General features: G+C 71.9%; 12 protein-coding genes. 4 read left to right on the top strand and 8 right to left on the bottom strand.

What is annotated here, in order from left to right; genetic code table 11:
• Positions 1-223 precede the first annotated feature (223 nt).
• From ACXJY8_RS08525 to ACXJY8_RS08515, 3 genes are all read right to left on the bottom strand, one after another.
• Entirely contained in the window at positions 224-475 is a 252-nt protein-coding gene (locus ACXJY8_RS08525) for a hypothetical protein (RefSeq protein WP_463778718.1), read from the bottom strand.
• Between the two features lie 668 nt (positions 476-1,143).
• Positions 1,144-1,986, bottom strand: coding sequence for a factor-independent urate hydroxylase (pucL, locus tag ACXJY8_RS08520; protein WP_463778716.1), 843 nt, complete (start codon positions 1,984-1,986; stop codon positions 1,144-1,146).
• 35 nt (positions 1,987-2,021) lie between these two features.
• Complete coding sequence (locus ACXJY8_RS08515) at positions 2,022-3,404, bottom strand: nucleobase:cation symporter-2 family protein (protein WP_463778712.1); 1,383 nt, start codon at positions 3,402-3,404, stop codon at positions 2,022-2,024.
• A 188-nt stretch (positions 3,405-3,592) separates the two neighbouring features.
• On the opposite strand from ACXJY8_RS08515, the gene ACXJY8_RS08510 reads away from it, so the two are divergent.
• Complete coding sequence (locus ACXJY8_RS08510; protein ID WP_463778710.1) at positions 3,593-5,557, top strand: alpha/beta hydrolase domain-containing protein; 1,965 nt, start codon at positions 3,593-3,595, stop codon at positions 5,555-5,557.
• Here the strand turns inward: ACXJY8_RS08510 and ACXJY8_RS08505 are convergent.
• A complete protein-coding gene (locus ACXJY8_RS08505; RefSeq protein WP_463778707.1) occupies positions 5,548-5,937 on the bottom strand; it encodes a hypothetical protein in 390 nt (129 codons plus the stop codon). The genes ACXJY8_RS08510 and ACXJY8_RS08505 overlap by 10 nt on opposite strands.
• 167 nt (positions 5,938-6,104) lie before the next feature.
• On the opposite strand from ACXJY8_RS08505, the gene uraD reads away from it, so the two are divergent.
• The 3 genes from uraD to ACXJY8_RS08490 all read left to right on the top strand — a co-directional run bounded on the left by uraD (position 6,105) and on the right by ACXJY8_RS08490 (position 7,660).
• Positions 6,105-6,989 carry a 2-oxo-4-hydroxy-4-carboxy-5-ureidoimidazoline decarboxylase gene (gene uraD, locus ACXJY8_RS08500; RefSeq protein ID WP_463778705.1) on the top strand — a complete coding sequence of 295 codons (885 nt, stop codon included), beginning with the start codon at positions 6,105-6,107 and terminating at the stop codon, positions 6,987-6,989.
• A 161-nt stretch (positions 6,990-7,150) separates the two neighbouring features.
• Positions 7,151-7,348, top strand: a complete 198-nt coding sequence (locus ACXJY8_RS08495) for a hypothetical protein (protein WP_463778703.1) — start codon at positions 7,151-7,153, stop codon at positions 7,346-7,348.
• A gap of 39 nt (positions 7,349-7,387) precedes the next feature.
• The gene (locus tag ACXJY8_RS08490) at positions 7,388-7,660 is read left to right on the top strand and encodes a hypothetical protein (protein ID WP_463778701.1); all 273 of its coding nucleotides are present in this window, start codon (positions 7,388-7,390) and stop codon (positions 7,658-7,660) included.
• Positions 7,661-7,663: 3 nt separating this feature from the next.
• On the opposite strand, the gene xdhC is transcribed toward ACXJY8_RS08490, so the two are convergent.
• From xdhC to ACXJY8_RS08470, 4 genes are all read right to left on the bottom strand, one after another.
• A complete protein-coding gene (gene xdhC, locus ACXJY8_RS08485; protein WP_463778699.1) occupies positions 7,664-8,458 on the bottom strand; it encodes a xanthine dehydrogenase accessory protein XdhC in 795 nt (264 codons plus the stop codon).
• A gap of 20 nt (positions 8,459-8,478) precedes the next feature.
• Positions 8,479-10,839, bottom strand: coding sequence for a xanthine dehydrogenase molybdopterin binding subunit (xdhB, locus tag ACXJY8_RS08480; RefSeq protein WP_463778697.1), 2,361 nt, complete (start codon positions 10,837-10,839; stop codon positions 8,479-8,481).
• A complete protein-coding gene (gene xdhA / locus ACXJY8_RS08475; RefSeq protein WP_463778695.1) occupies positions 10,832-12,328 on the bottom strand; it encodes a xanthine dehydrogenase small subunit in 1,497 nt (498 codons plus the stop codon). Before xdhA ends, xdhB begins: the two co-directional genes overlap by 8 nt.
• Before the next feature lie 110 nt (positions 12,329-12,438).
• Positions 12,439-13,515, bottom strand: a complete 1,077-nt coding sequence (locus ACXJY8_RS08470; RefSeq protein ID WP_463778693.1) for a BMP family ABC transporter substrate-binding protein — start codon at positions 13,513-13,515, stop codon at positions 12,439-12,441.
• Positions 13,516-13,543 lie beyond the last annotated feature (28 nt).

Below are 13,543 nucleotides of genomic sequence, written 5' to 3'. Positions count from 1 at the left end.
TACGGTTTCCGGCTGTATCGTTCGGGTTCTGGCGCGGGTTCCCTCTCCTGGAAGGAGAGGGAGCGCGTCGCGCACAGGCTGACCGAAGCCATCATCCGGAAACCGTAGGAGGCTTCCGTCGCCGCGATCCGCCGCGACGGGCCGGCCCGAAACGAAGAAGGCCGGCGCGTCCCCTTCGGGTGCGCCGGCCTTCGTCACGACGGGACCTGCGGGATCGGCGCGCTTACCAGCGGTCGCCGCGGCGGGCGCGGACCGAACCGGTGCTGATCTCGTCCTGATAGCTCTGGGGAACGACGACGCGGGCCCGGCTGTCATGCAGCTCGTGGAGATTGCGCGCGGCCGCCTGGCCCTCGAGCCCGCCGGGGGCCACGGCCGGGGGAATGCCCGCGGGAGCGTTGTAGCTCTGGGCGAGGGCGCCTGAGGCGGACAGGCCGAGGGCGATGGCGAGGGCGGCGGTGAGGGAGCGATGGGTCATGGCGGACATCCTGGATCCGGACGGGGTGCCGTGGAGACGCGAAGAGCCCCGTCGAAGTTCCTAGATTTTGTGCATGTCTGACGCGGGAAACAACAGGAAATGCTTATCTCCTGTGCAATGAAGCACAGTTGAGCCGGTCTCGCCGATGCCATTGAGGGGACTACAAGTCAGATACCCCTGAATTTCTGCTTCTTGGTCAGAGACTTGTCCGGATGCCGCTCATTCGTGCAGCGGGCGTCGCGCACTGGCACGATCCTTTACCGCCAGGTGCGGCACGGCACACGCGGCCGCCGGCATTGCGGCCTTCGACGCTCCGTAGGGGGCGCATGAGCCCGCCTCGCGGCGGCGCGCCTCGACCGCTGCGGGCACGGTGCGTCCCCCCAATGCGCGCGGCCCGGGTCCTCGCAGGCGATGCCGGTTCGCCGGGAGACGCGACGGCACCCGCCGGCCGGACAGGGGAGCCGACCTTGCGCCGCCCGCGGGATGGCCGACGGTGCCGGCCCTCGTGCCGGCATTCGCCGCGGGACTCGTCGGGTGTCGCGCGACGCCCGGCGGAGCCGCGCCTCCGCCCCTATGGGAAAAGCGGGCCTCCGGCATCCGACGAGACGGGTCCGACGCGACCTTTCGCGACCCGGCCGTCCCCGCCCGCGGGGGCGGGCGCCCCGGCCTCAGCCGGTGCGGCCGATGGTGGCCTCGATCTGGCCGTGGGGCTCGTCGGTGGGCAGGAAGACCTGTCCGCCATGGGCGATGCCGAAGGGCGCGAGGTTCATCGGGATGTAGTGCTTGTTGGGCATCGCGAACTGGATCTCGGCGATGTCCGGGCGGGCGGCCAGCACCGCCTCGCCCATCCGGTACATGCTGTCCTGGACGCCGGCGCTGTAGGTGGTGGCGAACACCGTGATCATCGTGTCGAGGACGGCCGCGTTGGCCGCCACGGGGTCGTCCGGCGGCGCCGTCCAGGTCCAGGTCGCGTCCATGCTGGTGGCGCAGATGCGGTCGTCGGTGTCCGGCAGGGTGCGGAAGGCGTCGTCGACGAAGTCGGACCAGCCGGATTCGGTGGTCTTCATCAGGGTGTAGCCGCGCAGGCCCGATTGCAGCACCGACCCGTCCCGGTCCGCCACCAGCCGGACGAAGGGCTGGCCGTTGCCGTCGAGGGTGAAGGTGTGGGGGTGCGGCGCGCCGTCGACGACCCGGCGCAGCCAGCGCGTCTCCAGGGCCTCGATGGTGACGGCGGCGACCTGCGGGTAGCGCTCCAGGAACAGGGCGGCGACGTGGCCGACGAAGGCCTCGGTCTCGGCCTCGACGTATTGGGCGGCCGTGATGTTGACGATGTTCTTGATGCTGTCGGTGGCGACGACCTGCCGGTTGTCCGCCGCCGTCCAGGCCGCGCCGAAATCGCCCTCCAGCAGCACCGTGAGGCTGAGTTCGCGCACCGCGTGGCGGGCGCTCGCCCGGGCGAGCCGGAGCACCCGCACGCGGCCCTTGCCGTAGCGTGCCTTCGTCAGGGCCATGATGGATGTCCTCCGGTGATGGGACGCCGAGGGTCTCACGCCTCGGCGGCGTGGGCGAGGCGGGTCGCCTCGGCCCGGGCGTCGGCCGGGCTGCCGAGCCCGTTGAAGAACAGGTTCAGGATCACCGCCGACAGGGCGGCCAGCAGGATGCCGGATTCCAGCAGCGGATGCAGCACGTCGGGCATCTGCTTGAAGAAGGCGGGCGCCACCAGGGGGATCAGCCCGAACCCCACCGAGACCGCGACGACGAACAGGTTGTTGCGGTTGCCGGCGAAATCCACCGCGCCGAGGATGCGCGTGCCGGTGGCCGCCACCATGCCGAACATGACGAGCCCGGCCCCGCCGAGGACGCAGGGCGGCACCGCCTCCACCAGGGCGGCGAGCTTCGGGATCAGGCCGAGGACCAGCATCGCCACGCCGCCGATCACCGTGACCCAGCGCGAGCGCACGCCGGTGACGCCGACGAGGCCGATGTTCTGCGAGAACGAGGTGTACGGGAAGGTGTTGAAGACGCCGCCCAGCACGGTGCCGAGGCCGTCGGCCCGCAGGCCCCGGATCAGGCGCTTCTCGTCCACGGTCTCGCCGGTGATCTCGGCGAGCGCCAGGAACATGCCGGTCGATTCGATCATCACCACCACCATGACGAGGCAGAGGGTGAGGCTGGCTACGAGGTCGAATTTCGGCAGCCCGAAGGCGAAGGGGCGCACCACGTCGAACCACGGCGCCGCGGCCACCCGCGACAGGTCGACGAGGCCGAAGGCCCCCGCCGCCGCCATGCCGACCACGATGCCGATGAGGACCGAGGCCGAGGCGACGAAGCCGCGGGCGTACCGGGTCAGGGCCAGGATGACGAGGAGGACGAACAGCGCGAGGCCGAGATAGAGCAGGGCCCCGTATCGCGGGTTGCCGACCCCGCCCGCCGCCCAGTTCACCCCGACCCGCATCAGCGAGATGCCGATGACCAGGATGACGGTGCCGGTCACCACCGGCGGGAACAGGGGCAGCAGGCGCCCCACCAGGGGGGCGGCCAGGAGGGCGAACAGCCCGGCGACGATGACCGCGCCGTAGATGCCCGCGAGCCCGAGGGCGGGGTTGGTGCCCATGGCGATCATCGGCGTCACCGCCGCGAAGGTCACGCCCATCATCACCGGCATGCGGATGCCGATGCCGGGCAGGCCCCAGCTCTGGATCAGGGTGGCGAGGCCGCAGGCGAACAGGTCCGCGCTCACCAGCAGCGCCACCTGCTCGGGCGGAAGCTTCAGCGCGCGCCCGACGATCAGCGGCACCGCCACGGCGCCGGCATACATCACCAGGACGTGCTGCAGCCCGAGCAGGCCCAGGGCCAGCGGCGGAACCGTGGCGACCGGCGCCGCCGGAACGGTCTGAGCCGGGCCAGTCTGAACAGAGCCGTGATCCACGCGTCGGTCCCCCGTCCCGCGAGCCCCGCGGGGCCGCCGGTTCCGAGAACCGCAAGCCACGTGCCATCCCGCCCCCCCCGGTCCCGGGCGCTTGGTCCTGGAAGGCCGGCGCCCTCGACCGCGCGGCGCTCCCGTGTAAGATCCGGCGCAACAGCGCGGCTTGACGCTGGTCGGGCGAGGACAGGGACATGGTCAGGATCACCGCTCTCGTGGGGGCGCTCCTCTGCGCGGGCCTCGGCCAGCCGGCCCTGGCCCGGGTCACCGCCCTCGAGATCCGGACCGTCGAGCCCTTCGCCGACGGCCAGAGTTTCGGCGAGGCCGGGGCCTACGAGCGGGTGATCGGGCGCGCGCACGGGGAACTCGACCCGGCCGACCCGCGCAACGCCGGTATCGTCGACATCATACGGGCGCCCCGGAACGCGCGCGGACTCGTGGAATACAGCACCGATCTCTTCATGCTCCGGCCGAAGGATCCGGCCCGCGCCAGCGGCACGCTGGTCTACGAGGTGCTCAACCGCGGCCGGAAGTTCCTCTTCAACTGGGTCCTCGACGCGCCGCCCCAGGCGGCCCAGGCGGTGAACGACCCGCGCACCGCCCAGGATGCGGGCACCGCCCTGGTCCTGCGCCGGGGCGACACCGTGGTCTGGTCGGGCTGGGAGGCGGAGGCCCTGCGCCAGCAGGGCGGCATGGCGATCGACGTCCCGGTGGCGACGCAGGGCGGGTCGCCCATCGTCGAGACCGTGCGCGACGAGCTCGTGAGCGCCACCCGGGGACCGCCCGAGGCGCCGTTCTTCCTCACCTTCAAGGCGGCGAACACCGACAAGGCGGGCGCCCGCCTCACCGTGCGGCGCCGGGAGGCGGACACGCCCCGCCCGGTCCCGGACAGCGCCTGGACCTTCGCCGGTCCCGGCGAGCTGCGGCTCCTGCCCGCCACCGTCAAGCCGGAGCCGGGCACGCTCTACACCCTGACCTATCCGGCCGCGAACCCGAAGGTGCTCGGCATCGGGTTCGCCGCCACCCGCGACGTCGTCGCCCATCTCCGGGGACCGGCCTCGCCCGGAAACCCGGCCGGCGGCGCGATCACCCACGCGGTCGCCCTCGGCATCTCGCAGAGCGGGCGCTTCCTGCGGGACTACGTGTCCCAGGGCTTCAACCAGGACGAGGACGGCCGGCGCGTCTTCGACGGCATGCTCCTGCACATCTCCGGCATCGGCGGCGTCTACCTGAACGCCCGCTTCGGCCAGCCCTCGCGCACCAACACCCAGCACGAGGACCATCTCTATCCGGAGAACGCCTTCCCGTTCTCGGCCGCCGCCCAGCACGATCCGGTGACGGGCCGGACCGGCGCGCTCCTGCGCGGAGACGGGTTCGACCCGCTGCTGATGGAGGTGAACACCAGCACCGAGTACTGGCAGAAGGGCGCCTCGCTCCTCACCACAGACCCCCTGGGCCGCGCCGACGTCGCCCTGCCGGAGACCGCCCGGGCCTACCTGATCTCCAGCGGGTTCCACTACGGACGCGCCGGCCTGAGCGCGGCCCGGGGGCCGTGCCTGCATCCGCGCAGCACCCTGAGCCCCGCCCCGGCCCTGCGCGCGCTCCTGGTGGCCCTGGAGGACTGGGTCGCCCGCGGGGTCGCACCGCCGCCGAGCCGGGTGCCGCGCCTCGCCGACGGGACCCTCGTGCCGGCCGCGGAGATCGGGTTTCCCTACATCCCGGGCCTGCGCCTGCCGGATGCGCCGAACGCGATCGCCCGCTTCGCGAGCGCCGTCGACCCCCATCCGGAGAGCGGTCCGCAGTACCGGCCCCTGGTGCCGAAGGTCGATGCGGACGGGCACGAGATCGCCGGCATCCGCCTGCCCGACGTCGCCGCCCCGCTCGCGACGCAGACCGGCTGGAACCTCTATGCCGAGCCCTTCCCGGCGGGCGAGCTCTGCGACCGGGAGGGCAGCCGGCTGCCCCTGGCCGAGACCCAGGCCGAGCGCGCGGCAAAGGGCGACCCGCGCCGTTCGCTGGCCGAGCGCTATCCGGCCCCGGGCGACCGGACGGCGGCGGTCGCCCGGGCGGCGGACGGCCTCGTGGCCGAGCGGCTCCTCCTGCAGGAGGACGCGGAGCGCCTCGTCGCGGCCGCCCGCGCGGCGGAGGCTCAGCCCTGATCCGAAGCCCAGGGCGCCCCTTTGCGCAGCTCGTCGTAGAGGCGCTGGACCTCCTGGATCGTCGCGTAGCCCCGGCTCCAGTTCGTCTCGCGGACGTTGGTCTCGGTGAAAGCGCTGTGCGAGGTGCCGCCGAACCCGTTGAAGACCGTCTCGACCCCATCGACCCGATAGTCGATGCGATAGGACGGGCTGAGACCCGCTCCCTTGCCCGCTCCCCGGCTCTTGCCCGTGACCCCGATCCGCACCAGAGCGTCGCCGTGCCGCTTCTGACAGAAACGCATGTTCCCGAGGAGCCGGCGCAGGTACTCCTCGGGTTCGGCGAGATCGCCCGCAACCTGGATCAGGGTCGCGTCGGGCGGAAGATGCGTCTTGCGGATCATGGCTGGCCTCGCTGCCCGTCGGGCATCCCTCGGTCGGGCGGGATCGGATCGCCGGCCAGACCACATTTTCGCGCGCCTGGCGATCCTTTGGGCAGCGAAGCACCGGCGCCGGATGGCCCGTTGCCTGCTACGCCGGGTCAGGCGGCACGCCCGGCGCAGGATGGACCATGATGCTGACCCTCGACGACCTGAACCAGGCCGCGCGAAGCGATTTCGTCGCCGCCCTCGGCGCGGTGTTCGAGCACGCGCCCTGGGTCGCCGAGGCCGTCGCGGCGCGCAGACCGTTCCCCACCGTCGAGGCCCTGCTCGCCGCCATGCGGGGGACGGTCGAGGCCGCCCCCGACGCGGCGCGCCACGCACTCCTCGCCAACCATCCCGAACTCGCCGGGCGCGCGGCCCGAAGCGGCGCGATCGCGCCCGATTCCATCGCCGAACAGGCCGCCGCCGGCCTCGACCGGCTCTCGGAGCCGGAATACGAGCGGTTCGCCGCACTGAACGCGGCCTATGTCCGGGCCTTCGGGTTTCCCTTCATCCTGTGCGTCAAGCGCCATGGCCGCGCCGCGCTGCTGCGGACGTTCGAGGCGCGCCTGGCCTCCGACCCGGAAACGGAGCGCCGGACCGCCCTGTCCGAGGTGTTCCGCATTGCAGCCCTCCGTCTCGGCACCCTGGTGAGCGGCCCGGGCGCGCCGCGCATCATGGGCCGGATCTCCACCCACGTCCTCGATACGGTCGCGGGGCGGCCGGCGCCGGGCGTGCCGGTGGAACTCCACGAATGGGTGTCCGACACCGAGACCGACCTGGTGGCCCGCGCCGTGACCAACGCCGACGGGCGCACCGACGCGCCGTTGATCGGCGGCCGCCCGGTGCCGGTCGCCGCCTACGACCTGCGCTTCCGCATCGGCGACCACTTCCGTGCCACCTGTCCGGGCCTGCCCGAGCCGCCCTTCCTCGACGTGGTGACGCTGCGCTTCGGCGTCGCCGACCCGGAGGGGCATTACCACGTGCCCCTGGTGGCGAGCCCATGGAGCTACCAGACCTATCGCGGCAGCTGAGGGCCGTCGCCCCCGAGGCTGCCTGCGTCGTCCCGTTCTCGCAAAGCCTCATGATTCCAAGCCATTCCGGCATATCCTTTGCGTACAACTTGACCGATGTCCGGGCCGGCGAGCCCCAGGGAGGACGGGATTTGACGCATCGGTTTTCAGTCCGGAGCTTGATGGCACGCGGTCTCGCCGCGGCGCTCCTCATGGCGGGTTTTCTGGCGCTGGCGCCCGCAGCCCGGGCGCAGGGGACGCTGATCGCGCCCGGCGGCCAGACCCGGGTCACCGCCCCCGGCGGCCTGCGCGGCCGGACCGGCCTTCGCCACCGGCACAAGGCGCGCCACCGGATCATGCATCACCGCCGCCACCGCTGAATCGTCCCCGCACCGCCCGCTTCCAGGAGACCAGACCGTATGATCCGTGTTCTCAGCCTGCTCACCCTGTCCCTTGCCCTGCCCGTCGGCTCCGCAGGCCCGGTCCTCGCCCAGAGCGTCGGCGCACCCGCCGGCATCGACGGCGCCACCGCGCCGGGCGGCACCGAGGGCCGCGCCGGCCCCCGCAACGAGGCGGAAGCGATCCGCAGCGGCGAGGCGATCCCGGTCCCGCCCCGGGCCGGGGGCGTCCCCGCCGTGGAGATGCCCGCGCGCGGCACCGAGGTCCCCCCGCCGCCGCCCGCTCGTCCCTGACGCTCAGCCGGCGAAAGCGGCGATGAGTTCGGCCGCCACCAGGGCGGCGATGACCGCGGGGCGCTTGTCGCGCACCCGCGTGCCCCCGATCGGGCAGACGAGGCGGGCCAGCGCCGCCTCGTCGAGGCCCAGCGCCCGGAAGGCGGAGAGGAAGGTCGCCCGCTTCGTGGCGGACCCGATCAGGCCGAGATAGGCGAAGGTGTTCGCCTCCAGCAGGCTGGCGCAGATCAGGCTGTCGAGGGCGTGGCTGTGGGTGAGCACCACGTGGCCGGCACCCGGCGGCGCCGCTTCCGCGGCGGCACTCACCGAGCCGACGATGCGCGCGACGCGCGTCCCCGAGACCCGCGCGATCTCCTCGGGGCGGTCGTCGACGATCCGCGTGCGGAACGGCAGCGGGTCGAGGGCGAGGGCCAGGGCCCGCCCGACATGGCCGGCGCCGTAGATCATCACCAGCGGCGCCTGCGCGGCGCTCTCGGCTTCCCGGGCCCGCAGGGCAGCGAGCGTCCCGGCGTCGGACCGACGGATCGTCAGGGTCACGTGCCCGCCGCAGCATTGGCCGGTCTCGGGCCCCAGCGGCATGCGCAGGAACGCCTCGGCCTCGCCCGCCGCCAGGAGCTCTCGGGCGCGGGCGATGCCCGCCCATTCGTAGGTGCCGCCCCCGATGGTGCCGGCGACCCGGTCCGGCATCACCAGCATGGCGGTGCCGGCCTCCCGGGGCGTCGAGCCCAGCGCCTCCGAGAGGGAGACGAGGACCGCCGGCTCGCCCATCGCGAGGGCGGTCGCCAGAACCTCCGACAAGGTCTCCGAGGGGCCGGAACTCACGGCTGTGCGGATGGGGCGTGTTCGGCCAGCGCCCGCATCCGGTCGACGGCGTCGAGCACGCGCTCCGGGGTGGCCGGGGCGTCGAGGCGGGGGCAGTGACGATGGCCGGCGACGCTCGCCACCGCGTCCGACAGGGCGTGCAGGCCGGCGATGCCGAGCATCAGGGGCGGCTCGCCCACCGCCTTCGAGCGGTAGATCGTCTCCTCGCGGTTCTCGTTCTCGTAGAGCGCCACGTTGAAGATGCGCGGGCGGTCGCCGCAGGCCGGGATCTTGTAGGTGGAGGGCGCATGGGTGCGCAGGCGCCCCGTGCCGTCCCACCAGAGCTCCTCGGTGGTGAGCCAGCCGAGCCCCTGGATGAAGCCGCCCTCGATCTGGCCCTTGTCCACGGCCGGGTTCAGGGAGCGGCCGCAATCATGGAGGATGTCGGCCCGCTCGATCCGGTACTCGCCGGTCAGCGTGTCCACCGCCGCCTGCACGCAGGCCGCGCCATAGGCGAAATAGTAGAACGGGTGGCCCCGGCCCGCGTCCCGGTCCCAGTGGATGGTGGGCGTCCTGTAGAAGCCCGTGGCGGAGAGCTGGATGCGGGCGAGGTAGGCCTTGTGGATCAGCTCGCCCCAGGCGATCTCCTGATTTCCGACGCGGACCCGGTTGGGCAGGAACAGCACCGTCTCGGGCTCCACGCTCCAGGCCTCCGCCGCGAAGGCGACGAGGCGGCCCTTCAGGGTCTGGGCGGCGGCGCGGGCCGCCATGCCGTTGAGGTCGGCCCCCGAGGAGGCGGCGGTGGCCGAGGTGTTGGGCACCTTGCCGGTGGTGGTCGCGGTGATGCGGATGCGGGCGGCGTCGATCTGGAACTCCTCCGCCACCACCTGCGCCACCTTGACGTAGAGCCCCTGGCCCATCTCGGTGCCGCCGTGGTTCAGGCCGACCGAGCCGTCATTGTAGATGTGCACCAGGGCGCCGGCCTGATTGTAGGCGGTGGAGGTGAAGGAGATGCCGAACTTCACCGGCGTCAGGGCGATGCCGCGCCTGATCACCGGACTCGCTTCATTCGCCGCATGCAGGGCCGCGCGGCGCCCGGCGTAATCACAATCCACTTCCAGTTTCGCGACCAAATCCCGGATGCAATTGTCGGAAATGGTCTGGTGGTAGGGCGTGACGTTGTCGGTCTCCGTCCCGTAAAAATTGCGCTTGCGCACCTCCAGCGGGTCGAGGCCGCAGGCGTAGGCCACCTCCTCGATCACCCGCTCGGCCGCCACCATGCCCTGGGGGCCGCCGAAGCCCCGGAAGGCGGTGTTGGACTGGGTGTGGGTTCGGTAGGGCCGCGAGGTCAGGTGCACCGCCGGGTAGTGGTAGCAGTTGTCGGCATGGAACAGGGCCCGGTCGGTGACCGGGCCCGACAGGTCGGCGGCCCAGCCGCAGCGGGCGGCGAGTTGCATGTCGACCGCGAGGATCTTTCCGTCCGCGTCGTGGCCCACGAGGTAGTCCACCTCGAAGTCGTGGCGCTTGCCGGTGATGATCATGTCGTCGTCGCGGTCGGGCCGGATCTTGGCGGCGCGGCCGGTCTTCTTCGCCACGAGGGCGGCGACGCAGGCGAACAGGTTCGACTGGCTCTCCTTGCCCCCGAAGCCGCCGCCCATCCGGCGGACCTCGGCCGTCACGGCGGAGTTCACGGTGCCCAGCACCCTGGCGACCAGGGCCTGGGCCTCGGAGGGGTGCTGCGTCGAGGTGTGGACCGTGACCTCGTCGTCCTCGCCCGGGATCGCGAGGGCGATCTGGCCCTCGAGGTAGAAGTGCTCCTGGCCGCCGATCGCCATGCGGCCGCGGACGATGCCCGGAGCCTCGGCGAGCACGGCGTCGGCATCGCCGCGCTTCAGGGTCATGGGCGGCCAGACGAGTTTTCCGTCCGCGCGCGCCTGCCGGTAGGTGAGGACGGGGGCGAGATCCTCGTAGGCGATGACGGCGAGGCGGGCGGCGCGCCGCGCCGCATCGCGGGTCAGAGCCGCCACGGCGAAGATCGGCTGGCCGAGATAGGACACCGTGTCCTCGGCCAGCATCGGCTCGTCGTCCCGGTGCGAGGAGGAAATCTCGTTGACGCCCGGCACATCGGCGGCGGTGAACACCGCCACCACCCCCTCGGCCGCGCGCACGGGGGCGAGGTCCACGGAGACCAGGCGGGCATGAGCCCGCTCGCTGAGACCCAGGCAGACGTGGAGAAGCCCGGCCGGCTCGGCCGCGTCGTCAATGTAGACCGCAGACCCGCTGACATGGCGCGCCGCGCTGTCGTGGATGCGCGGCGTGTGAGCCCCGCCCGCGATCCGGTCGTCCGCTCTGGGGGCAGGGGGCGTATGGTCAAGCATGCGCGCGTTCCCCCGGAGCCGCGAGCCGGGTCTCGGGCGCCTGCGGCGCGGCCTCGTGGATCAGACGCTCGATGAGATTGCCGGCGACCTTGAGACGGTAGGCCGCCGAGGCCCGCATGTCGGTGAGCGGGGTGAAATCTTGGGCGAGGGCCGCCTTGAAGGCCGGGACCACGGCGGCACCGAGGGGCTGGCCCACCAGCGCGGCCTCGGCCTGCGTCGCGCGCTTCGGAGTCCCGGCCATGCCGCCGTAGGCGATGCGCGCCTCTCGGATGAGGCCGCCGTCGAGGGTCAGGCGGAAGGCACCGAGCACCGCGGAGATGTCCTCGTCGAAGCGCTTCGAGATCTTGTAGGCGCGAAACAGCGCGTCGGGGCCGAGCTTCGGCACCCGGACACCGCCGACGAACTCGCCCGGCCGGAGGTCCTGCCGCCCGTAGGCGATGAAGAAATCCTCCAGGGGAATCTCGCGCTCGGTACCCCGGCCGATCAGGTGGAGGCGCGCGCCGAGCGCGATCAGCGCCGGCGCCGCGTCGCCGATCGGCGAACCGTTGGCGATGTTTCCTCCGAGCGTGCCGGCATTGCGGGTCTGGGCGGCACCGTGGCGGCGGAACAGCTCGCCCAGATCCGGATGCAGGCCCGAGAGGTGCAGCCCGGCCTCGGCGAGGCTCACGCCCGCCCCGAGGTGAAGGTGGTCGGCGGCCTCGCCGACCACGCGCAGCATGCGCACCCGCCCGAGCCAGATCACGGGGTCGAGGACGCGTAACCCTTTCGTAACCCAAAGGGCCACGTCGGTGGCCCCGGCGACGACGGTCGCATCCGGGTGCTCGGCCATGAGGTCGACAAGCCCCTGAATGGTGGCAGGCGCGAAGAAGCGGCCCTTCGGCCCGGAGACCGCCACGGTCTCGTCGTCGCGCAGGGCGAGCAGCCGAGCGAGGGTATCGTCGTGGGCGGCGTCGAAGGCATCCGCCTCGGGGGCGGCCAGCGCCCGCTCGGCGGCGCGCACGATGGGAGCGTAGCCGGTGCAGCGGCAGAGATTGCCCGCGAGCGCATCATCGATGGGGCTCGGCGAGGCCCAGACCTCCCCGGCCGCGGCGGGCGGATCCTTGGTCAGGGCGAACAGGGACATCACGAAGCCCGGCGTGCAGAAGCCGCATTGCGAGCCGTGCTCCTCCACCATCAGTCGCTGGACCGGATGCAGGGTCCCGTCGGCGCTGCGCAGGTGCTCCACGGTGAGGAGCTGGCAACCGTCGAGCTGCCCCAGGAAGGTGATGCAGGCATCCACCGTGCGATAGCGCAGGCGCTCGGCGCCGGGCGGCCCCTCGGGGCGCACCACGACCACCGTGCAGGCGCCGCAATCGCCCTCGTTGCAGCCCTCCTTGGTGCCGATCAGCCGCTCGGACCCGCGCAGCCAGTCGAGCACCGTCAGGGTCGGGTCACAGGCCTCGATCGTGCGCGCCTCGTGGCCGAGGAGGAAGCGGATGGCGTGTCTCATACGACCTTCAGTTCCTTGGAACGGGACTCGCGCATCCCCTCTCCGCGCAAGCGGGGCGCGGGGATGCGCACCAGACGGTTCCACAACACCCGCGAGGGTTCGCCACCCCCCTATTGCGGCAGCTTGTCGTCGATGCCCTTCACGTACCAGTTCATGCCGAGGATCATCGGGTCGGGGGCGTTCTCGCCCGCCTTCACCACCTCGGTGCCGTCCTGCTTGATCACCGGGCCATGGAAGGGGTGCAGCGTACCGTCCGCGATCGCCTTCTTGCTGGCCTCGGCCTTGGCCTTCACGTCGTCGGGCATGTTGGCGAAAGGTGCCAGCACGACCATGCCGTCCTTGATGCCGCCCCAGGTGTCGTGGCTCTTCCAGGTACCGTCGAGGACGGCCTTGGCCTCGGCGATGACGTAGCCGTCCCAGTCGTCGACGATCGAGGTGAGCTGGGCCTTGGGGGCGAAGCGCATCTGGTCGGAGGATTGTCCGAAGGCGAGCTTGCCCTGCTTCTCCGCCTCCTGCAACGGCGCGGCGGAATCCGTGTGCTGCGACAGGATGTCGGCGCCCTGGGCGAGCAGGGCCTTGGCGGCCTCCGCTTCCTTGCCCGGATCGAACCAGGTGTTCACCCAGACGATCTTGAGCTTGATGTTGGGATTTACGGACTGCGCGCCGAGCATGAAGGCGTTGATGCCGCTCACCACCTCGGGGATCGGGAACGAGGCGATGTAGCCCAGCGTGCCGGTCTTCGAGAGGCGACCGGCGATCTCGCCGCAGATGTAGCGGCCTTCGTAGAACCGGGCCGAGTAGGTCGAGACGTTCGCCGCGCGCTTGTAGCCGGTGGCGTGCTCGAACTTCAGCTTGGGGAACTTCTTGGCGACCTTGAGGGTCGGCTCCATGAAGCCGAACGAGGTCGTGAAGATCAGGCCGTGGCCGGAGCGGGCCAGACTCTCGATGGAGCGCTCGCTGTCGGCCTCGGGCACGTTCTCGAGGAAGCTGGTCTCGACCTTGTCGCCGAGCGCGGCGGCCAGGGCCTTGCGGCTCTGGTCGTGCTGGAACGAGTAGCCGTAATCGGCGACCGGGCCGACATAGACGAACCCGACCTTCAGCTTCTCACCGGGTTTCTTCTCCTGGGCCTGCGCACCGCCGATCCCGAGCGCCAGAACGGCCAACAGGGCACCCTGCACAATCCGCATCGTTTCGATGTCCTTAAAACTGACGCAC

It is taken from the genome of Methylobacterium sp. TK31 (assembly GCF_055361545.1).
Note: the sequence above shows the minus strand (reverse complement) of the source record. Positions and strands in the feature narration are given on the sequence as shown.

What these genes read in the sequence shown, in the direction of transcription:
- ACXJY8_RS08525 (WP_463778718.1), bottom strand. Translation starts at nt 475, where the DNA reads ATGACCCATCGCTCCCTCACCGCCGCCCTCGCCATCGCCCTCGGCCTG.
- ACXJY8_RS08495 (WP_463778703.1), top strand. Translation starts at nt 7,151, where the DNA reads ATGGCACGCGGTCTCGCCGCGGCGCTCCTCATGGCGGGTTTTCTGGCG.
- xdhA (WP_463778695.1), bottom strand. Translation starts at nt 12,328, where the DNA reads ATGAGACACGCCATCCGCTTCCTCCTCGGCCACGAGGCGCGCACGATC.
- ACXJY8_RS08490 (WP_463778701.1), top strand. Translation starts at nt 7,388, where the DNA reads ATGATCCGTGTTCTCAGCCTGCTCACCCTGTCCCTTGCCCTGCCCGTC.
- uraD (WP_463778705.1), top strand. Translation starts at nt 6,105, where the DNA reads ATGATGCTGACCCTCGACGACCTGAACCAGGCCGCGCGAAGCGATTTC.
- xdhB (WP_463778697.1), bottom strand. Translation starts at nt 10,839, where the DNA reads ATGCTTGACCATACGCCCCCTGCCCCCAGAGCGGACGACCGGATCGCG.
- ACXJY8_RS08510 (WP_463778710.1), top strand. Translation starts at nt 3,593, where the DNA reads ATGGTCAGGATCACCGCTCTCGTGGGGGCGCTCCTCTGCGCGGGCCTC.
- ACXJY8_RS08505 (WP_463778707.1), bottom strand. Translation starts at nt 5,937, where the DNA reads ATGATCCGCAAGACGCATCTTCCGCCCGACGCGACCCTGATCCAGGTT.
- ACXJY8_RS08470 (WP_463778693.1), bottom strand. Translation starts at nt 13,515, where the DNA reads ATGCGGATTGTGCAGGGTGCCCTGTTGGCCGTTCTGGCGCTCGGGATC.
- pucL (WP_463778716.1), bottom strand. Translation starts at nt 1,986, where the DNA reads ATGGCCCTGACGAAGGCACGCTACGGCAAGGGCCGCGTGCGGGTGCTC.